The organism is Nocardioides sp. NPDC101246, from assembly GCF_044767415.1.
Lineage (GTDB): Bacteria > Actinomycetota > Actinomycetes > Propionibacteriales > Nocardioidaceae > Nocardioides.
The window spans coordinates 170,394-190,802 of the sequence record NZ_JBIWNX010000013.1 but is presented as its reverse complement, the minus strand read 5'-3'; the positions used below and the strand labels follow the sequence as shown (position 1 = coordinate 190,802).

Sequence of the window (20,409 nt, the reverse complement as noted above, 5' to 3'; positions counted from 1 at the left end):
AAAATGCAACCCGTTCCCGTTGCGTAAGGTTAAACAATGGGCAGCGTCACACGGAATGTGCTTCCCACGCCAGGGGTCGAGTCGACGGATATCAGTCCGCCGCGTCGACTGACGATTCGAGACACGATCGTCAGTCCGAGACCGGTGCCTGGCTGTTTGAGGGCTGTGGGGTTGGTCGAACGGAAGAACTCGGTGAAGAGCCGGTCCTGATCCTCCGGTGAGATCCCGAGGCCGTGGTCGGTCACCCGGAGCTCGAACCAGCCGGGGCTGGTGCGGGTGCTCACGATGACCTGACCGCCCTCGGGGCTGTACTTGATCGCGTTGGTGACCAGGTTGATCACCACCCGGTCCAGATCGCCCGGCGCGAGGGTCACGTAGACGTCGTCGGACGGCATGTCGAAGACGAGCTCGTGGGCGTCGCTGGTGGGCATCTCGGCGCTGAGCTGGCTGTGGACCTCCTCGAGCACGGGCGCGACCTGGATCGGCACCGTGGTCGGGAGGTGGTCGGGGTCGGAGACCTTCGACAGCATCGCCAGGTCGGCCACGATCTTCTCGGTGCGGTCACGGTTGCGGGTGAGCGCGGTCAGCACCTCGGCGTACTCGTCCTCGGACTCGGCGTAGGGCAGCGACTCGATGTTCCACCGGAACGCGGAGAGCGGGTTCTTCAGCTCGTGGGCGACCGTCGCGATCAGCCGGCTCTTGTGGGCCTCCAGCTCGCGCAGCGAGTCGACCGCCGCCTTCTGACGCAGGTACGCCCTGGAGTTGTGGACCACGCGGCCGAAGTCGCGGCCGAGGTCGGCGGCGGTGATCAGCTCGAGCTCGCTCCAGTGGGGCTTGTCGGGACCGCGGCAGAGGAGCATCGCTCCGTACCACGTCTGGCCGGAGCCGATCGGGACCCCGACGATCGAGCCGACCTTGTAGTGGCGGACCCACTCGGTGATCCGCTGCTGCGCCTCCGGGTCGGGGTGGGGCAGCCGCGCGGCGCCGTCCGGGGTCTGGACGGTGATGCTGCGCTGGTCCCAGAGGTATTGCCCGTAGTCGACCATGAACGGGTTGGTCAGGTCCTCGATCGGGAGCTTGAAGTCCTCCCGGTAGATCTTGGTGCGGATGCCCCGGCCGCCCGGCTTGGACATGTGCAGCCAGAAGTCGGTCAGGTCGAGTACGTCGACCAGCCCGGTGCTCAGCGAGTTGAGGATCTCGTCGGGGTCCAGCTCGCGCCCGGCGCGGCGGATCACGTCGCGGGCGGCCTCGGCGAGGCGTACCTGCTCGGAGAGCTCCTCGCGCTCCAGGGCGAGCAGGATGGCGCGCTGCGCCTGCACCGCGTGGCGGCCGAGCACGGCGCGCTTCTCCGGATTGGGGCGGAGCCCGTCGGTCGGTACGTCGACGATCAGGGTGCCGCGAAGCTTGCCGGCGTCGTCGCGCAGCGGCGCGACCAGCAGGTCGAGCGGGTTCCAGGCGCCGGCGGCGTCGACCGTGGTCATCGTCGGGATCCAGCCGTACACGTCGGCGGTCGGGTCCAGCCGCTCCGCCGGCACGAACTTGAAGATGCCCCAGTCGTCGGCCCGAGCGAGCTCGGCCTCGAGCCGCTCGATGGGGGTCACGGTGCCGAGCAGGTCGGCGCGGGCGGACTCCTGGCCCGAGACCACGACCATGTGAAGGTCGCCGTCGGCGCGCGCGACGCTGATCGTGGCCATCTCGAAGCCCGCCAGCGCGGTCAGGCTGTCGGCGATCAGCTGAAGGTCGGAGAGATCCTCGCCGGGGGTGAGCAGACCACCGATCTCGGCCAGATCGGTCGTGATGGTGGTCATCGTCGTGGTGAGGTCGCTTCTGGCGCGCTTCCCGCCCAACGGTGGCGGGGCGAATCCCGGCGGCACCGTCAGTCGGTGACCGCCGGCGGGCTTGGGCGCTGAAGAAGTCATCGGATCGATTATCCGGGATGTCGGTCCCGTGCGGTAGGGCAGACGTGGATCGTTCTTTACATTCATGATTCCGAGACGTTCATGTGACCACCCTTACAGGACTGTCAAGGGTTCGCTGATCGCCTGCGTACGGCCTTACACTCGGTGCCGTGGTCAACCTCACCAGCTCAGGTAGGCACGTGTCCCGACGCAAGGGTGGCGACGGCCGGCTCACCGCCGCCCTCGACCCCCACGACCAGGGTCCTCAGGATCACTGCGGCGTCTTCGGTGTGTGGGCGCCGGGCGAGGACGTCGCGAAGCTGACGTACTTCGGCCTGTACGCGCTGCAGCACCGTGGCCAGGAGTCGGCGGGCATCGCGGTCAGCAACGGGCGCCAGATCCTGGTCTACAAGGACATGGGCCTGGTCAGCCAGGTCTTCGACGAGCCGACCCTCGAGTCGCTCAAGGGCCACGTGGCCATCGGTCACGCCCGCTACTCCACCACCGGTGCCTCGGTGTGGGAGAACGCGCAGCCGATCTTCAAGCCGACGCCGGACGGCTCCGTCGCCCTCGGCCACAACGGCAACCTGATCAACGTCGCCGACATGCGCTCTGCCGTCGAGGCGCTGCCCGAGCACTCCGAGGGCCGCCACGCCCCGGTGTCGACCAACGACACCTCGCTGCTCACCGAGCTGCTCGCCTTCCACCCCGACTCCTCGCTGGAGGCGCGCGCGCTGGAGGTGCTGCCGACGATCAAGGGCGCCTTCTCGCTGGTGTGGATGAACGAGGACACCCTGTTCGCCGCGCGTGACCCGCAGGGCATCCGCCCGCTGGTGCTCGGCCGCCTCGACCGCGGCTGGGTGATCGCCTCCGAGGATGCCGCGCTGGCCACCGTCGGTGCGAGCGTGGTCCGCGAGGTCGAGCCCGGCGAGATGATCATCATCGACGAGTCCGGCCTGCGCTCGGTGCGGTTCGCCGAGACCGACCGCAAGGGCTGCGTCTTCGAGTACGTCTACCTCGCCCGCCCCGACGCCAACATCGCCGGCCGCAACGTCCACGAGTCCCGCGTCGAGATGGGCCGCGAGCTGGCCCGGGAGTTCCCGGTCGACGCCGACCTGGTCATCCCGGTGCCCGAGTCCGGCATCCCCGCCGCGACCGGCTACGCGCTGGAGAGCGGCCTGCCCTTCGGCCAGGCGTTCGTGAAGAACGGCTACGTGGGGCGCACCTTCATCCAGCCCTCCCAGACCCTGCGCCAGCTCGGCATCCGGCTCAAGCTGAACGTGCTCGAGCACATGGTGCGCGGCAAGAAGGTCGTCGTCGTCGACGACTCGATCGTGCGCGGCAACACCCAGCGCGCCCAGGTGCGGATGCTGCGTGAGGCCGGCGCCCTGGAGGTCCACGTGCGGATCTCGTCGCCGCCCGTCAAGTGGCCGTGCTTCTACGGCATCGACTTCGCCACCCGTGCCGAGCTGATCGCCAACGGTCTCTCCGTCGACGAGATCGCCGCCTCGGTCGGTGCGGACTCGCTCGGGTACATCTCCCTCGACGGGATGATCTCGGCGACCCGCCAGGAGCGCGCCGCGCTCTGCACGGCCTGCTTCACCGGCGAATACCCCGTAGAGCTGCCCGACGAGAGCATGCTCGGCAAGCACCTCCTCGAGGTCTCGCTGCAGTCCCCGACCGAGGGCAAGGCCCTGCCGGTCCTGAACAACCCGTGATCGGAGATCTTGACGTGACTCAGAGCCAGAACGCGTACGCCGCAGCAGGTGTCGACATCCACGCCGGCGACCGCGCCGTGGATCTGATGAAGGTCTGGATCGAGAAGTCCCGGCGCCCCGAGGTGCTCGGCGGGGTCGGTGGCTTCGCCGGTCTCTTCGACGCGAGCGCCCTGAAGGCGTACGAGCGTCCGCTGCTGGCCACCTCGACCGACGGTGTCGGCACCAAGGTCGCGATCGCGCAGGCGCTGGACAAGCACGACACGATCGGGTTCGACCTGGTCGGCATGGTCGTCGACGACCTGGTCGTGTGTGGCGCCGAGCCGCTGTTCATGACCGACTACATCGCCACCGGGAAGGTCATCCCGGAGCGGGTCGCGGCGATCGTCAAGGGCATCGCCGAGGCCTGCGTCGAGGCCGGCTGCGCGCTGGTCGGTGGCGAGACCGCCGAGCATCCGGGTCTGCTGGCCGCCGACGAGTACGACGTGGCCGGTGCGGCCACCGGTGTCGTCGAGGCCGACAAGCTGCTCGGTGCGAACCTGGTCAAGGCGGGCGACGTCGTCCTCGCCATGGAGGCCTCCGGTCTGCACTCCAACGGCTTCTCCCTGGTCCGCCACGTGCTGCTCAACTCCGGCGCCTACACGCTCGACGCGCAGGTCGCCGAGTTCGGAAAGACCCTCGGCGAGGAGCTCCTGACCCCGACCCGCGTCTACGCCAAGGCCTGCCTGGAGCTGGCCCGTGGGACGAAGACCCACGCGATGTCCCACGTCACCGGTGGCGGCCTCGCCGCCAACCTGGAGCGGGTCATGCCCGCGGAGCTCTCCGCGCGCATCGACCGCACCACCTGGACCCCGGCGCCCGTCTTCGACCTCGTCCGCCGCACCGGCTCCGTGGCCCTGCCCGACCTGGAGATGACCCTCAACTGTGGCGTCGGCATGGTCGCGCTGATCGACCCCGAGGACGTCGACGAGGCCGTACGCATCCTGGCCGGCTACGACATCCGCGCCTGGGCCGCCGGTGAGGTCACCGACACCCCGGGTGGCAAGGTCGAGCTCACCGGCTCCTACGCCGGCTGGACCGCCTGAGGCCTCACGAACGCCGAAGGGCGCCTGAGCGAGTCGCTCCGGCGCCCTTCGGCGTCTCTTGGTGCTACTTCTTGAAGACCTGCACCACCGACGGGCGAGGGCCGGCGAACTCGCCGACAGCGGCCTCACCCTTCACGTAGTCGGGGAAGAGGGAGTGCTGGTCGGCCCAGGAGCCGTCCTCGCCCGGGTGCTGGACGGCGACGAAGACCGAGCCGTCCTTGTCGTGGATGACCGGGCCGCAGGTCTCGCTCTCGCGCGGGACCGACAGGAACTGCTGTACGTGGCCGCGCTCGCGTCCCTCCAGCGGGACCTTGAACAGCCCGTCGCACTTCTGGATCGTGCTCGGCGCGCCGTCGGTGGAGATCCACAGGTTGCCCTCGGAGTCGAAGGCGACGTTGTCGGGGCAGGAGATCGGGGAGACCTTGTCGACCGGGTAGCCGGCGAAGTAGGTCGACTCGTTGGTCGCCGGGTCGCCGGCGACGAGCAGCAGCGACCACGTGAAGGTGCCCGCGGCCGCGTCGTTGCGGGCCTCGGTGATCTCGACGATGTGGCCGTCACGGTTGGTGTTGCGCGGGTTGGGCTCGGTGGCCGACTCCTTGCCCACCTTGCCACGGTCGGTGTTGTTGGTGCACGCGACGTAGACCTTGCCGGTCTTCGGTGACGGCTCCACGTCCTCACAACGGTCCATCTTGGTCGCGTTGACCTGGTCGGCGGCCAGGCGGGTGTAGACGAGCACGTCGGCCACGGTCATGCCCGGGACCCGGCTCGCGCCGTTCAGGACCAGCGGCACCCACTGGCCGTAGCCGTCGAACTTGCCGTCGGCCGGCAGCGTGCCCGAGCCGTCGATCTCGGCCGGGGCCGAGTCGCCGAAGAGGCGCGCGACGTAGAGGTCGCCCTCGGTGAGCAGGTCGAGGTTCGCGGCGCGGTTGCGCGGGTTGTACGTGCCCTTGGAGACGAACTTGTAGAGGTAGTCGAACCGCTCGTCGTCGCCCATGTAGGCCACCGCGTGGCCGGACTTGGAGATCGTGACGTTGGCGCCCTCGTGCTTGAAGCGACCGAGGTTGGTGTGCTTGCGCGGCGTCGAGGTCGGGTCGGTGGGGTCGATCTCCACGATGTAGCCGAACCGGTTGGGCTCGTTCTCGTAGCCCGGCTTGCGAGCGTCCCAACGGGCCTCGACGGTCTCGAAGCCGTACGTCGTCTTCGTCCCGCTCGCGAGGCCGTAGCGCTTGTCGCTCGCGCTGGTCCCGGCGGCCAGGAAGTAGCCGTTGAAGTTCTCCTCGCCGGTGAGGATCGTGCCCCAGGGGGTGGTGCCGCCGGAGCAGTTGCCGACCATGCCGGAGATCGTCGTGCCGGTCGGGTCGTCGACCGTCTTGAGCAGGTCGGAGCCGGCCGCCGGGCCGGTCGCCTTGAAGGTCGTGGTGGCGGTGATCCGGCGGTTCTTGGGGGCGCCCTGGACGTACGTCCACTTCTTGCCCTTGCGGGAGCGCTCGAGCTCCACGATGGAGAAGCCGTGAGCGGCCATGGCGATCTTCACGGCCTCGGTCGGGTCGAGGCTCGGCGGGAACATGATGCCGGCGTTGACGTACTCGTGGTTGTTGCAGAGCAGCGCCTTGGTGCCGGCGCTGTTGGTGACGATGATGTCGAGGTAGTCCGAGTTGTAGCCGAACGCGAGCTCCTGCTTCGCGGCGGTCTGCGCGGAGGCGTCGAAGGGCTCACCACCGGCCAGGATCGGGTCGCCCCACCGCAGGATCGGCTCCCAGGTGTAGCCGCGCGGGACGACGAGTTCGTCGACCTCCGCGTTCACCGGCGAGATCGGTGCGAAGGGCAGGTTGCCGGGGCGGCCGCTGCCGCGCCCGGCCTGGATGCCGCCCGAGGCGAGCGGACCCGTCACTGCGGCCGCGGCGGTCGGAGAGGTGGCGCCCAAGGCGATCGCTCCTGCGCTGATACCTGCGAACCCGAGCATCCTGCGGCGGCTGAACACCGAACCCGCGATGTCGCGGAAGTACTCGTTCTCGGAGGTGTTGGGCGCGGGCTTGGCGCACGCGCTGTCGCACTTGAGGGCGCAGGTCACCGCACTGCGCTTGCCGCGGGTGTGTCCAGCCATAGGAAGCAGGGACAGCATGGAGCGCCGGCCGTCGGTGACGGCGGGCGCGGCCTGGTCGCTGCACGAGGGACAGGCGGTGTCGGTCTGGATGTCGCTCAGTTCGGTCACTGCATTTCCGTTCAAGACGCGTTGTGTCAGGTCTCCCGAGAATCGGAAGGGAGGCTATGCGCGGCGAGACAACCGTCCGACCCCTCAATCTGTCGTCCGGGTGAACGGCGAATGACGAGTCATCAGGCTCAGATTCGTGTGACGTCAGTAACATTCGCTGCTAGCGAACGGATTTTCGACACCCCGGCGTGCGGATTCTTGGCATGAACCGGTAGCGTTATCCCTACGAGAAACCTGTGAACAGCCCGGGACTATCCCGGCCAAGTGCGACGAGGGGGCTGGACCCTATGGGGCGCGGCCGAGCGAAAGCCAAGCAGACGAAGGTCGCACGCGACCTGAAGTACCGGACCTATGAGACGGACTTCGGGGCCCTTGCGCGCGAACTTCATGGTGATGAAGACACCGGTCAGACGACGGATCAGAAGTCCGATCAGAAGCCGGACGACTACGACGACTGGTCGGACTACGACGCGGGATCCTCGCGCGACTAGGGTTTGTCGGCCAACGGTGGCAACGCCTTGGTCGACATCCCCTCAGACCGATCGGCCCCGGGTCGATCGGCTCAGGACAACCTCCCCGTGAGTGCCGTAGCCAGGTAGCCGGCCGCCGTAGGGCGTGCCGTCGAAGGCGACGTGCAACCACTCGTCTCCCACTGGGATCAGAGTGGGCCACGGAAGGTTCGTGACGTACGCCGAGCGGAGCTCTGCGACCTCGTTGAGGTCCAGGTCGAAGATCGGGTAGCGAGCGCGGACGTGACGCGGGTTGTCGCGTCCGTCGCTGGCTCCGACGACGACTGTGCCGTCCAGCGGGACGAGCGTGGTGCCCTCGGTGGCCGTCCGGTCGGTTCGCGCTGCCCGCAGGCTGAGCGCGTCCAGGCTCGGCCCGCCGGCGAGCACGGGATGGAAGTCGAAGTACTTCTTGGCGCTGACGTAGCCGACCAGCCACTCGCCGTCGCGGCGTAGGAGGTGGGGGTCCCAGACCCCAACCGACCTACTGCGCCGGCTCTCGGTCGGCAGGGCGAGCGGGGTCGAGTCGAGGACGTGCTCGCCTCGGGTCAGGTCCGCGCGCGAGCGTGCGATGGTGACCCCGACCGGGCTCCAGGGTTTGCTGGGGTCGGTCTTGTCCGGGGCCTTGAAACCTCCCCAGGTGCTCGTCGCGACCAGCCACTCGTCGCCGTCGCGCACGAGGTGGGTCGCGTGGTCGCCGTAGACCAGGTCGTCCCGGCGGAAGTAGAGCGCCCCGCGGTGGACGAGGTCGTACGTCACCGGGTCCAGCCCCCACACCGAGGTGTGCGCCGTGGGGAAGAAGCCCGGACCGGCGCTGGTGGCGGTGAGCAGCAGGGTGCCGTCGCCCTCGCGGAACGGCGAGCCGTCGGCGTACGTCACCACCCGGATGTCGCGCAGGCCGAGCTGCCCGAAGGCGCCGCTGCGTACCTCCTCTGCCGAGCCCTCGTGGCCCACGGTCAGGCCGGCGAGCCACGAGGGCTCGCGCGGCTCGATCCCGACCTCGGTGAGGTCGACCCGTGCTCTGGCCTCCCAGGCGCCGTCCTTGTAGGTCATCGCGGTCAGCATCGTCCCGGTCAGCGTCAGCGCGAACCGGGCCACCCCGCGACCGACCCGGCCATGGCGCCGGCTCGCGTGAGACGTACGCCGCGACCCGGTCGTCACCGTCAGCGACACTCGCCGCCCGTCGTAGCTCCCGGTGAGCACATCCCCACCCGAGGTGAAGCTGAGCGAGACCGGGCCGTCACAGGCCGCCTCGATCGCGGCGTTGGCCGCGGGCCGGGAGAAGGTGCTGGACTCGATCGTGATCGTGACGGGGCGCTGGCGACGTACGACCTTGAATTCGGGGAACATCGGCTCCAGTCTTCCGGGCGCGTGGGCACCGGCCTAACGCAGCCCCCGGACATAGGCGGTGGCCCGCCGCAGGTCGTGGAGCCGCGCCTCCCAGGTGATGCCGAGGAAGAGCAGCAGGAGCCCGGCCGCGCCGAGCACCCACCACTGCTGCAGCGACTCCGCCGACGGCATCTGGGCCAGGGCCAGGACGGAGGCGACCAGGGCGCCACCGACCAGGGGTGCGGCCCAGCGCAGCAGGGCGCCGCCGATGATGAAGGCCAGGCAGGCGAGGCCGAGCACGGCGGTCCGCATCGAGACCGGGTCCTGGAGGGCCGCCGGGACGGACGGGATGAGCGCGAGGAAGACGCCCGGCCCGAGCACCGGCAGCGAGGCGACCTCCCGGTCGAGTCGGAGCTTGACCACGCCGAAGACAACCAGCGCGATCGCGGGTGGCAGCGTGTAGTACTCCCAGGTCGTGACCGAGGTGTCGGCCAGCCGGATCCACAGCGCGATGGTGGCCAGGCCGGCGCCGACCCACCCCAGCCAGCGACGCTCGTGATGGGCGATCGCGTGTGCGGAGACGGCCGCGGCGGCCAGGATCAGCAGGATGCTCAGCCAGGGGAGATCGACTCCGCGAGAACCGACCGCGGTCGGCCCGTCCGGGGTCAGGACGATCGTGGGACCGAGGCTGACCGTGCCGACGACGATCGTGACGACCGCGGCGACCGCGGCGGTGATCTCGGCCGAGGGCAGCAGCCGGAAGATGGTGACGGCGGTCAGGATGACGATGATGCCGGCGGCGGCGTACGGCTCGGGGATGTCGTTGAGGCCGGCGAACATCCAGCAGAACGCGGTCAGCGTGACGATCCAGTAGGGAGCGGTGACGGCCTTGGTCTGCAGCTCCTGGCTGAGCCGGTCCACGGCGACCGCCGCGACGGTGAGCACGCCGGCCACCACCAGCGCCAGGAGCTCGTTGGTGAAGGCGGCGCCGAGCGATCCGAGGCCGAGCAGGCCGGCGATCGTGAGCCGTGGCCCGGACTGCTGCGGATCGTGACGCAGGATCGTCGCGATGCACATGACACCGGCGATCAGCAGCAGGATCGCCAGCCAGTCGGTGTCGAGCGCCCAGGCCTCGCCGAAGGAACCCAGCACGATCGACACCGCGGCACCGGTGGCGGCCGCCGCCTCGATGGCCGGGCTGCGGCGTACGAGCACGATGACGCCCATCGCCACGACGACCACCACCGCGGTGTAGGGGTGCTCGATGTCTGCCAACCGGGCCGCCTGCCACACGGCAGCGGTCAGGGCGAGGATCCAGTAGGCGGTCGCGACCTCCCGGGTCGTGCCGGACTGGACGCGGTCGACGATGAGGCCGATGGCGGTGAGGACGAGAGTCACGGACAGCGCGAGCACGTCGCCGGAGAGGACCGCGGCCGTGGCCGCGCCGAGGCCGACGGTGCCTGCCACGGCCAGCGCGGGAGGCTGGCGGTGGTGCAGACCGATGGCCGCGGCGAGGATGGTGGCGATGGTCAGCAGGACCGCCGCCCAGGTGACGTCGACCGCGCCGATCCCGATCGAGATCGCGGCGCAGGCCACGGCCGCCCACCAGCCCGACCCCCGGAAGCGGAAGAGCGTGATCAGGCCGAGGACCGTGACGATCACGCACGCGGCCCACTGCCGCTCCACGTCGATCAGCGGGGCGAGCGACCACAGGCCGAGGGTGAGTGTCACCACCGAGTAGCTGGCGGTGACCTCACGATCGGCGCCGAGCAGACCCTGACCCGCGTACGCGGCCACCGCCGCCAGCGCGAGCGCGACGACCACGGTGAGCAGGTCGCTGGGCAGGGCCGCGGCGAGCGCGGCCACCCCGAAGATGCCGGCGGCCAGGAGCCGCGGCCACCGCTCCGCCCACCAGGCCAGCGCGACGGCGACACCGACCAGCAGCAGCGCCGGGACCAGCAGCGGGGCGCCGTAGCAGGCGGCCGTGATCGCGAGCCCGGCGAGACCGCCGGAGAAGAGGATCCAGCCGATGGTCGGCCGGTAGGTGCGGAACGCGGGCGGGTTGATCCGGAAGAACCACGCGGTGCCGAGAGCGAAGATCGCGGCCTCCGCAGGCAGGGTCAGCCAGCCCGGCAGCAACGGCTCCGGACCGGTGACCGTGGAGAACGCCGACTCGGTCCAGGGCACGGCCGCGAGCCGGACGGCGGCCGAGACCGCCAGGATGAGGACGGTGATGCCCAGGCCCACGGCGTACGGCGTCAGCGCGGCGGCGGCCCAGCGCCAGGGCCGGGGGAGCGCGACGAGTGCGCCGGCGGCGACCAGGGTGACCACCACGGCCACGACCGTCAGGGTGACCGCGCCGTCGTCGAGAGCGGGCTGGGTGAAGGTGTAGGCGGCGATCAGGAGAGACACCCCGACCATCGCGACCTTGGCGTCCTTGGGCAGCGGGAACAGCAGCGCCACGACCGTGAGCAGCGCGGCGGCGCCGAGCAGCAGCGGCAGGGTGCCACCGCGCAGCAGCTCGGAACCGGTCAGTGCGGGATCGGTGAGGCCGCGGACGAGCAGCATCAACCAGAAGCCGGCCATCACGACCATCGAGCCGATGGTCAGGGCCTGCAGGTCGGTCTTGCTCGCCACGATCACCACGACGAGGGCGACGACCGCTGCGACCAGCGGGAACCAGATGAGGTCGGAGATGAGCTCGAGGCCGATCAGCGCGGTGAGTACGCCGGCGGCGGCCGCCACCTGTGGCCCGATCACCGCGGTGAGCTTCTCGCTGCGCGCACCGATCAGGGACATCGCGGTGCCGGCCAGGAAGACGACCACACCGACGATCACCAGGAAGCCACGGTCCCAGGCGACTCCGTCGAGCCAACCGGCGTACTTCATCCCGGCCACGTCCAGGGCGAGCAGCCCCAGTGCGAGCGTCCAGACTCCTTCGGTGCCGGCCCGCAGCTCGAGATGCATCAGCAGCGCGCCGCCGATCGTGAAGAGCGCCGTGAAGACGACCAGCATCGTGGTGCGGCCGCCGACGCCCATCGTGGCCCAGGCGACCGCGAGGAAGATGACGCCCGCGACCAGCAGGAAGAGCACGCCGACGCCGACCAGGATCAGCGGCACCGTGATCGGCGCCCGCCGGGCGACCGGAGCACCGGGGAACGGCGCCGGTCCGGCCATGGCGGTCGCCGCTGGGGCGGGGGCCGGGGGCGGGGGCGGGAGGGGTGCGGCCTCGGGCTCGGGCAGGATCAGCGGCGGCGCCGCGGGAGGCGCGGAGACCGGCACGGGAGCGGGCGGCGGGGTCCGTCGCGCGGCTCGGCTCGCCTCCTCCCGGATCGAGCGCAACCGGGTCATGAGTACGTCGGCCCGCAACAGGGTGCCGTAGAGCTCTTGCGCGACAGCGTTCTCCAGCGGCAGCCCACAGTGCGGGCAGGGGCTGGTACCGGGCTCGAAGGCCTCCCGGCAGTCGGGGCAGCGACCAGGATCGGCGTACTTCACAGCCAACCATCCTTGCGTAGTTCCGCCGAAGCGTGTGCGGGAAACGCAGGGTGTACCAAATGACAACCGGCTTCGACCCAGGACTGCAGGTCGAAGCCGGTTGTTGCTTGTGGGCAGGGGCGGGGTCGAACCGCCGACCTATCACTTTTCAGGCGATCGCTCGTACCAACTGAGCTACCTGCCCAAGCGAGGTGAAACACTACCGGAAGCGCCCGCGACGTTCCGAATCGGGACCCGATACCGGACGTACGGCCTCGCTTTGGCGGCCTCGGACGCAGACCTCTAGGATGTCCCGGCAGGCCCCCTTCGTCTAGCGGCCCAGGACCCCGCCCTTTCACGGCGGTAGCGCCGGTTCGAATCCGGTAGGGGGTACGACGCCGGACAGCGGCTCTGATCAGCGGAAACGCTGAGCGGGGCCGCTGCGGCCTTTCTGGTGGGTTCGTTGCGATCGACGGCGCTGATGTGTAACCGTGAGGTGGACGGTCGCCGGTGACCCGATCACGCGTGGACATCGTCGAGCAGGCCCGGACAGGGGTGCCCTCATGGATGACGGTGAACGCTCGGTCGTGACTTCGTCGTCACATGGATGGTCGATTCTGGCGAGGCCGTCGTGGTGGGGGTTGGCGGTCGGCCTCGTCTTCTGGCTGCAGTCCGTGACACCCACTCTCATCCCGAGGTCGTGGTTGACCCAGGCGCTGGTCAGCGGCGTGTGCCTGGCTATCGGATACGGAATCGGTGCGTCTGCGGGGCATGTGATCGGCGCAATTCTCTCCGGGACGCGACGGCACCCGTCGCCGCGGCAGCGACGGGGTGCGTGGATCGTCCTGGGCGTCTGTTGGCTCGTCGCGCTCTGCTGGGGGTCTGCCCTGTGGCTTGACTGGCAGCAGGGCCAGTTGGAGCTGATGGGCATGCCGAGCATCGACGTGGCTGACGCCGCGCAGATGGCGGTGGCGGGGGTCGCGGCGGCGACACTGCTGGTGCTCGTGGGCCGGCTGATCGCCCGTGGCATCGCTGCGCTTCACCGGCGGGTGCGGCAGCGCGTTCCGGTGCGGCCGGCCGCGGCCGCGAGCACCTTCGCGCTGTCGGCCTTGACTGCGGCCCTGGTCATCGGAGTGGCATTCGCCGGACTCAGCGCCTGGGCGAACTCGTTCTACGCGGCGCAGAACGAGCAGACCGAGGCGGGCATCACCCAGCCTTCCTCAGCGACAGTCTCAGGAAGTCCCGCATCGCTGGTCTCTTGGGACAGTCTTGGTCGAACCGGTCGCGACTTCGTCGCCGAGGCCGCCACAGCTGAGGAGCTCGCGGACTTTCACGGTGCTGGCGCCCGGGTCACGGCACCGGTACGGGTCTACGCCGGCGTGCAGTCCGCCGACACGCTCCAGGAACGGGCCGAGCTCGCCGTTCGCGAGCTCGAGCGCGCCGGGGGGTTCGACCGGGAGGTTCTGGTCGTATGGGTCCCCACCGGGTCGGGGTGGATGATTCCCGAAGCGGCGGAGGCGCTCGAGCAGCTGTACGCAGGCGACACCGCCATCGTCGGGATGCAGTACTCCTACCTGCCGAGCCTGTTCTCGGTGTTCCTCGACGCCGGGCTCGCAGTCGAAGCCGGCTCAATTCTCCTCCACACGGTCGCCGAGCACTGGTCACGCCTGCCGGCTGCGTCCCGTCCGAAGCTGCTGCTCTTCGGGAAGAGCCTCGGCACTGCCGGTGTGGAAGCGCCGTTCGCGGCCGTCGACGCCACCTCGTCGCTCAGCAACCTGGCTGCGCGCACAGGCGGCGCGCTCATCGTCGGCACCAAACACGGCAATCCGATCACGTCCCAGCTCACTGACGAGCGGGACAGTGATTCACCGGTGTGGCAGCCGGTCTTCGACAGTGGACGAACCGCGCGCTTCCTGAACCGGGACCCCGCGCGGCAACAGCAGCCCAGCACATCGCCCGGCCCGCGGGTGGTGTACCTCCAGCATCCGTCGGACCCAGTGCCGTTCTGGGGCATCGACGCGTTGTGGAAGCCGCCGGAATGGATGGACGAGCCGCGTGGCTTCGACGTGCCTGCAGCGGCTGGCTGGTTCCCCATCGTCACCGCTGCCCAGGCCGTCGCCGATCAGGTACATCAGCTCAGCCCGCCCCCGGGCTTCGGACACGACTACGCCACCGACTATGTCGACGGGTGGGCCGCGGTCCTGCCGCCTGATGGGTGGACAGAGGCTGACACCCGACGGCTGGACGAGCACCTCGACCACGGAGGAGCCGGCGAGTCCGAGGAGTGATGGCCCGAAAGGTCGAGCTCGACGTGACCCTGCTGACCGTCACCGTGGGGCGTCGAGGGTTATCTCTGTGGTGTGTTCTTCGCCCGCCCGCAGGTAGGTGACGGGGATCGTGTCACCGATGTCGTGTCGCAGTGTCATCAGCACCAGCTGCTCGGTGTTGCGGGCGGGGCTGCCATCGAGGTCGACGATGGTGTCTCCGACCTCCAGGCCTGCCCGTGCCGCAGGTCCTGCCGGCACGACGGCGGTCACCTCGAGTCCCGTTGTGGGCTGTCCCTCTGCGTCGGTCACGGTGCGGGCAGCGAGCCCGAGCACCGGGTGGTCGGCTCGTCCGGTGTCGATGAGCTGTTCAGCGATGGGCTCTGCGACGCTCATCGGGATCGCGAACCCCAGGCCGACGCTGCCGCCTCCGGCGACGCCCTCGCGGTTCGGGACGGTGGAGATCGCTGAGTTGACGCCGATCTGGGAGCCGGAGCAGTCAACGAGTGGACCTCCGCTGTTGCCGGGGTTGATGGCGGCGTCGGTCTGGATCGCGTCGAGCAGATGGGCGACTCGTCCGGTCTCGGCCGGCACGGGCACGTAGCGACCGAGTGCGCTCACGATCCCTGCCGTGACCGTGTTCGACAGGCCGAGCGGAGCGCCAAGAGCGACGACTGGCTCACCGACCAGCACATCCTCGGAGTCGCCGGCCTCCAGCAGCGGTCGGTCCGCGGCGCCGTCGTCGGCCTTGATGACGGCCAGATCGGTCGTGAAGTCCGCGCCGACCACCGTCGCGGCCGACGTCGTTCCGTCGCTGTAGTGCACAGTCACGTTTGCATCGCCCGCTTCCGCTGCGGCGATGACGTGCTGGTTGGTCAGGATGTACCCGCCTTCCTTGAACAACGCCCCGGTCCCGTTGCCACCCGAACCTGCGGCTGTCGTGACCGAGACCGTCACCACCGAGGGCAGCACGTCACGGGCGACGGAGATGGCTGAACACGATCGGTCGTCGTCGTCTTGGACCGCGAGGACCACCAAGCCGCCGAGAAGTCCTGCCACGACAGCTGCAACGGCCACAGAAGCCACGAGACGCCAGCGCCGGGCTTTGCCCGACGGTCTCGGACGACCTGACGGGGCGGGGCTGCCCAGGACGCCGTCGGTGTCCATCACGGGTGCGCGTTGCCGAGAGTGGATCGGATCCCGATGGAGAGCGCCGGGATGTCGTAGCGGCCGGAGATCCGCGCGGCTTGGGTGCCCGTTCCGGCACCGCGAGGACGCATGTTCAGCACACGCATGCCGTCCTTTCGCTCAGACAACCATCACTCAGCCCAGAGTAGTGGCGCTCCTTGCGTTTATGGAAGGTTGGCAGCCTCCGCGTCACCGCCCGGCCGGAGGAACGTCCACGGCGGGACCGGCGTCCGGTGGCGGCTGCTGCCGCTAGGTTTCGCCGCCTTGTTCACGCGTGACATCAGCTCACCTCTTTCCAGCAGGAGAGGATCGCTGCCAATGTCGTGACCAGCGCGATCGCGAAGGCGAGCGCCGACTGTGCGAAGAAGAGCATCGTCGGCTTGCTCGAAGGTGTCTGGTTCCCCATGACTCGAGTCTGGATCTCGGACGCCGCGTGAGGATGGTGCAACACTTCCGACTGTGAGTGCGTGGACGTCGCCGGCGGCGATCGAGGTCGAGAACCGGCTCTTCCGGGCGCTGGCGGTGTTGCGTGTGGTCGTGCTGATCAACGCGCTCGGGCTGACGATCTACCGCGCCGCGAACTTCGACCCGCCCGCGGCCGCGCTGGTCTGCGCGCTCGTCATGGTGGGGTGGACCGTCTTCGCCCTCTGGGCGTACGCCGACCCGCACCGCCGCACGGCGGTGCTCGTCGGTGCCGACCTGGCGGTCGCGCTCGGGCTCCTGCTCGTGACCCCGCTGGTGAAGGGGCCGGGGTTCCAGGCGAGCGTGCCGGGGTTCTGGGTGAGCGGCGCGCTGCTCGCGTGCGCGATCCATTACCGCTGGATCGGCGGGCTGCTGGCCGGTGTGGCCCTGGCGGCCGTCGATCTGGCGCAGCGTCAGGAGATCGACCAGGCGATCTACGGAAACGCGTTCCTGCTGCTCATCGGGGGCCCGGTGGTCGGCTACATGTGCGAGTCGGTGCAGCGGATGGCGCTGGAGCGGGACGAGGCCCAGCGTGCGGCCGCGCGGGCCGAGGAGCGGGCCCGGCTCGCCCGGGCGGTCCACGACGGGGTGCTCCAGGTCCTCGCCCTGGTCCAGCGCCGCGGCGGTGAGCTGGGCGGTGACGCCGCCGAGCTCGGCAGGCTGGCGGGGGAGCAGGAACGGGAGTTGCGTGCGCTGATCCGCGGCGAGCAGCCCGGCCTGGGCCCGGCCGCCGGGATGAGAGACCTCGCCGTGGCTCTCGCCGAGCTCGAGACCGGCACCGTGACCGTGTCCGGACCCGCGACCGCCGTCGAGATGCCCGCCCACCCGGCCGAGGAGATCGTCGCCGCGACCCGCGCAGCCCTGGACAACGTACGTCTCCACGTCGGTGAGGACGCCCGTGCCTGGGTGCTCCTGCAGGCGTTCCCCGACCACGTCGAGGTCTCGGTGCGTGACGACGGCCCGGGCATTCCCGAAGGTCGCGTCGCGGAGGCCGAGCACGACGGCAGGCTGGGCATCGTCGGCTCGATTCGTGGACGGATCGAGGACCTCGGTGGCAAGGCAGAGCTGATCACCGGGCCAACCGGGACCGAGTGGGAGCTCACGGTCCCCCGAACAGGAGTGGATGCATGAGCGAGCGCCAGCGAGCGACAAGCGGCATGAGCAGAGTGATGGTGGTCGACGACCACCCGATGTGGCGCGACGCGGTCGAGCGCGACCTGGCCGGTGCGGGCTTCGAGGTCGTGGCCACCGCCAGCACCGGCCGCGAGGCGATCACCCGGTTCGCCGCGACCCGGCCGGAGGTGGTGGTGCTCGACCTGCAGATCCCCGAGCCCGACGGTGTCCAGGTCACCACCGAGATCATCTCGCTGCACCCGGTGGCGAAGGTCCTCATCCTCTCCGCCTCCGGCGAGCAGAACGACGTGCTCGCGGCGGTCAAGGCCGGCGCGACCGGCTATCTGGTCAAGTCGGCCTCCCGCGACGAGCTCCTGGAGGCCGTACGCCGCGTCGCCGCCGGGGACCCGGTCTTCACCCCCGGCCTCGCCGGTCTCGTCCTGGGCGAGTTCCAGCACAGCGCCGCCACGGAGGTGCGCGGCGACAAGCCCACGCTCACCGACCGCGAGACCGAGATCCTCAAGCTCGTCGCCAAGGGTCTGAGCTACCGCCAGATCGCCGACCGTCTCGTGCTCTCCCATCGCACGGTCCAGAACCACGTACGGAACACCCTGCGCAAGCTCCAGATGCACAACCGCGTCGAGCTCACCCGCTACGCCATCGAGCAGGGCCTGGACGCCGACTGACCCCGTCCCCAAATGGGCGGGCGAGTGACCGGCATAGGAGAGAATCGAAGGGTGGTCTCGCTTCTCTACCTTCACGGCGTCGGCAACGGCGACCCCCGCGACGCCTGGCGCCGCGCGCTGGACAGCTCGCTGCAGGACGCCGGCTACCCGGGGCTCGACGAGGTCGAGGTGATCGCCCCGAAGTATCCCGACGTGCTGCGCACCGACGACGGCGACAAGACCATCAAGATCCCGCCGATCACCGCGCCGAGGCTGAGCGCCGCCGACCAGCGGTACGTACGCCGCCGGGTCGAGCGCGCGACCGCGGAGCTCGAGACGATCCTCGGCGAACCCGTGCCCGCCTCGCCCGTCGGTGTCACCGACTCGCTGGCACCGATCGTGCTGCGCGTGCTCCGCCAGGCGCACAACTACGTGACCAAGCCCGGCATCCGGGCACGGACGCTGCGCATCGTGCTCGACGAGCTCCCCGAGGAGGGCGAGATCGTCATCGTCGGCCACAGCCTCGGCTCGATCATCGCGATCGACCTGCTCCGCCGGCTCCCGCCGAAGCTGACGGTCACCGGACTGGTGACGATCGGCAGCCCGGCCGCCCACCCGAACCTTCACGAGGACTCCGACCGGCTGGAGATGAAGGCGCCCGTCGACCACGTCGGCTGGTGGGTCAACGTCTGGAGCAACGGGGACGCCGTGACCGGTCTCCGCGGCATCTGGCGCCACTTCCCCTGGGCCCTCGACCTCCAGGTCGGGCTCGGCCTCGACCACCGCACCACGACCTACCTCCGCTCCAAGCCGGTCGCCAACGCGATCGGACGCGGCCTGTTCGGCTCGCTCACCAAGGAGGTCGCGGTCGTCGAGGGCACCCCCGACGTCGCCCTGAACTCCCTCGAGGTGCGCCTGGCGCTGTGGCTCGCCTACGCCCAGTTCCTCCGCGACCACCTCAAGGGCGCCACCCAGGAGCGCTTCGGCGCCGCCCTGCGCGTCGTCCAGCACGAGGTCCTGGAGCGGCTGATCGAGAACTACCAGGCCGATGACGTACGCATCCCCCAACAGCTCCTCGACCTGCGCGTCTCACCGACGGTGCACTTCTCCGAGGGCCTCGGCGACCGGGACCTGCCGCGGCCCAAGCCGCTGACCCAGCTCTCCAAGGAGGAGGCCGTCCTCGCCCTGGTGGCGCTGGCGACCGCCAACCCGGTGCGGCCCTACGAGATCGACGTCCCCGATGACGTACGCCGCCAGGCCTTCCACGACCTGACGGTCTGGATGGGGCTCGGGGGAGGGCTCGGCGAGAACCTGCACATCGCGATGCAGTCCGCCTCCAAGGCCGTCTACCCGGTCGACCAGTGGAAGCTGTGGGTCGGGATCGGGATCGGCGCCGCCGTGCTGGTCGCCGGACCGATCGGGCTCGCCCTCGCCACCCCCGCCGGGCTCGCCGGGGGAGCGGCGATCATCGGCGCGCTCTCCGCCTTCGGTCCGGGCGGGATGGTCGGCGGACTCGTCACCGCCGGCGCGATCACCACCACCGGCGCCGGCACCATCGCCGCCACCCTCGTCTCCAGCTCGTCCACCGCCGAGGACGTCGAGGTCACCGTCATCCAGCTCCTCACCGCCGCGATCCTGCGCTCCCGCGAAGGCCTCGAGCAGGACCTCGGGGTCTGGCTCGCGATGTCCGAGATCCAGCGTCAGACCGGGCGCGAGGTCGCCCGGCTCGCGGCGTACAGCGACGACAAGGCGCCTGGTGTCGAGGCCCTCCGACGCAAGGCTCGCGCGGCCGAACGCGCCATGGCCTACATGGTCAAGAACCGGCTCGTGGAGGGCCTCACCGAAGAGGAACCCAAGGGCGAGGAGCCCTTCGAGGAGTAGGACGCCTCCCCGATTGTGAATCCCCCGCACCCATGGGCTATGTTTTTCCCGTTGCCGCAGACAGCGGAAACAACAAGGCCCTGTAGCGCAGTTGGTTAGCGCGCCGCCCTGTCACGGCGGAGGTCGCGAGTTCAAGTCTCGTCAGGGTCGCAAGAGTCGAAGGCGGCGTGTGACTTCCAAAGGGAAGTCCACGTCGTCTCTTGCATTTCATGGCGGCCTCCGGCCGCGGCGGGGGATATCCCCCGCACCCCCTTAGGTTGCTTGGGGTGATGTGTCGCCCTGGGTGATGTGGTTGCTTCGCTGGTCGAGCCGCCGGAGCCGCTAGGCGGAGGCGTGTCGAGACCAACACGGTTGTCGGCGCGTTCGATCCGGCCCGCCGTTTGCCCCTGTTTGCTGTGGCTGGAGGGTCTTGTTTCCGTTGGTGTGACTCGTGGGTCGGGTGTGGTTCTGGGAGGGTGGGACACGCCGGGCTGTGGCGAGCGCGGGAGGCTTCGAGCGTGGGAGGGTGGTCGTCCTGCTTCGGCAGGAGTCTCGGGCCGGAGATCCCTCGATCTCACCCCCGGTTCGGGCCGTTCGACCGTGTGGGATATAAGCCGATTTGGCGGTAACGTGCGGGC

Annotated in this window: 14 protein-coding genes and 3 tRNA genes; 9 read left to right on the top strand and 8 right to left on the bottom strand. The window is 69.8% G+C overall.

All coding sequences use genetic code 11. The features are described from left to right. Nucleotides 1–29: 29 nt before the first annotated feature. Nucleotides 30–1,919, bottom strand: coding sequence for an ATP-binding protein (locus ACIRON_RS23215; RefSeq protein WP_402995874.1), 1,890 nt, complete (start codon nt 1,917–1,919; stop codon nt 30–32). Between the two features lie 179 nt (nt 1,920–2,098). Here ACIRON_RS23215 and purF point away from each other — a divergent pair, with 179 nt between their 5' ends. Both purF and purM read left to right on the top strand, forming a co-directional pair. Beyond that, on the top strand, nt 2,099–3,616 hold the full coding sequence (gene purF, locus ACIRON_RS23210; RefSeq protein ID WP_402995872.1) for an amidophosphoribosyltransferase: 1,518 nt from the start codon (nt 2,099–2,101) through the stop codon (nt 3,614–3,616). A 14-nt stretch (nt 3,617–3,630) separates the two neighbouring features. Beyond that, complete coding sequence (gene purM / locus ACIRON_RS23205) at nt 3,631–4,698, top strand: phosphoribosylformylglycinamidine cyclo-ligase (RefSeq protein ID WP_402995870.1); 1,068 nt, start codon at nt 3,631–3,633, stop codon at nt 4,696–4,698. A 64-nt stretch (nt 4,699–4,762) separates the two neighbouring features. On the opposite strand, the gene ACIRON_RS23200 is transcribed toward purM, so the two are convergent. Further along, nucleotides 4,763–6,910 carry a PhoX family protein gene (locus ACIRON_RS23200; RefSeq protein WP_402995868.1) on the bottom strand — a complete coding sequence of 716 codons (2,148 nt, stop codon included), beginning with the start codon at nt 6,908–6,910 and terminating at the stop codon, nt 4,763–4,765. Between the two features lie 287 nt (nt 6,911–7,197). Between ACIRON_RS23200 and ACIRON_RS23195 the strand changes: the two genes are divergently transcribed. Further along, entirely contained in the window at nt 7,198–7,401 is a 204-nt protein-coding gene (locus ACIRON_RS23195; protein WP_091045747.1) for a DUF3073 family protein, read from the top strand. Nucleotides 7,402–7,443: 42 nt separating this feature from the next. Here the strand turns inward: ACIRON_RS23195 and ACIRON_RS23190 are convergent, their stop codons facing one another. The 3 genes from ACIRON_RS23190 to ACIRON_RS23180 all read right to left on the bottom strand — a co-directional run bounded on the left by ACIRON_RS23190 (nt 7,444) and on the right by ACIRON_RS23180 (nt 12,424). Next, the gene (locus tag ACIRON_RS23190; protein ID WP_402995866.1) at nt 7,444–8,766 is read right to left on the bottom strand and encodes a hypothetical protein; all 1,323 of its coding nucleotides are present in this window, start codon (nt 8,764–8,766) and stop codon (nt 7,444–7,446) included. 33 nt (nt 8,767–8,799) lie between these two features. Next, nucleotides 8,800–12,240 carry an SCO7613 C-terminal domain-containing membrane protein gene (locus tag ACIRON_RS23185; RefSeq protein WP_402995864.1) on the bottom strand — a complete coding sequence of 1,147 codons (3,441 nt, stop codon included), beginning with the start codon at nt 12,238–12,240 and terminating at the stop codon, nt 8,800–8,802. A 110-nt stretch (nt 12,241–12,350) separates the two neighbouring features. Continuing rightward, nucleotides 12,351–12,424 (bottom strand) — tRNA-Phe (locus ACIRON_RS23180). 115 nt (nt 12,425–12,539) lie between these two features. On the opposite strand from ACIRON_RS23180, the gene ACIRON_RS23175 reads away from it, so the two are divergent. Together ACIRON_RS23175 and ACIRON_RS23170 are read left to right on the top strand one after the other, a co-directional pair. Then, nucleotides 12,540–12,612, top strand: a tRNA-Glu gene (locus tag ACIRON_RS23175). 170 nt (nt 12,613–12,782) lie between these two features. Continuing rightward, nucleotides 12,783–14,507, top strand: coding sequence for an alpha/beta-hydrolase family protein (locus ACIRON_RS23170; protein ID WP_402995862.1), 1,725 nt, complete (start codon nt 12,783–12,785; stop codon nt 14,505–14,507). A 39-nt stretch (nt 14,508–14,546) separates the two neighbouring features. Here ACIRON_RS23170 and ACIRON_RS23165 read toward each other — a convergent pair whose 3' ends face one another. The 3 genes from ACIRON_RS23165 to ACIRON_RS23155 form a co-directional block, all read right to left on the bottom strand. Then, nucleotides 14,547–15,560, bottom strand: a complete 1,014-nt coding sequence (locus tag ACIRON_RS23165; protein ID WP_402995860.1) for a S1C family serine protease — start codon at nt 15,558–15,560, stop codon at nt 14,547–14,549. 89 nt (nt 15,561–15,649) lie between these two features. After that, nucleotides 15,650–15,778 (bottom strand): hypothetical protein, encoded by a 129-nt coding sequence (locus tag ACIRON_RS23160; protein WP_402995858.1) that lies wholly within the window; start codon nt 15,776–15,778, stop codon nt 15,650–15,652. A 173-nt stretch (nt 15,779–15,951) separates the two neighbouring features. Further along, entirely contained in the window at nt 15,952–16,077 is a 126-nt protein-coding gene (locus ACIRON_RS23155) for a hypothetical protein (protein ID WP_402995856.1), read from the bottom strand. A gap of 53 nt (nt 16,078–16,130) precedes the next feature. On the opposite strand from ACIRON_RS23155, the gene macS reads away from it, so the two are divergent. The 4 genes from macS (at nt 16,131) to ACIRON_RS23135 (ending at nt 19,942) form a co-directional block, all read left to right on the top strand. Next, on the top strand, nt 16,131–17,264 hold the full coding sequence (gene macS, locus ACIRON_RS23150; protein WP_402995854.1) for a MacS family sensor histidine kinase: 1,134 nt from the start codon (nt 16,131–16,133) through the stop codon (nt 17,262–17,264). Between the two features lie 26 nt (nt 17,265–17,290). Further along, nucleotides 17,291–17,932 (top strand): response regulator, encoded by a 642-nt coding sequence (locus ACIRON_RS23145; RefSeq protein ID WP_402995915.1) that lies wholly within the window; start codon nt 17,291–17,293, stop codon nt 17,930–17,932. Between the two features lie 51 nt (nt 17,933–17,983). Continuing rightward, nucleotides 17,984–19,792, top strand: a complete 1,809-nt coding sequence (locus ACIRON_RS23140) for a hypothetical protein (RefSeq protein ID WP_402995852.1) — start codon at nt 17,984–17,986, stop codon at nt 19,790–19,792. A 76-nt stretch (nt 19,793–19,868) separates the two neighbouring features. Then, nucleotides 19,869–19,942 (top strand) — tRNA-Asp (locus tag ACIRON_RS23135). The last annotated feature ends 467 nt before the right edge of the window (nt 19,943–20,409 follow it).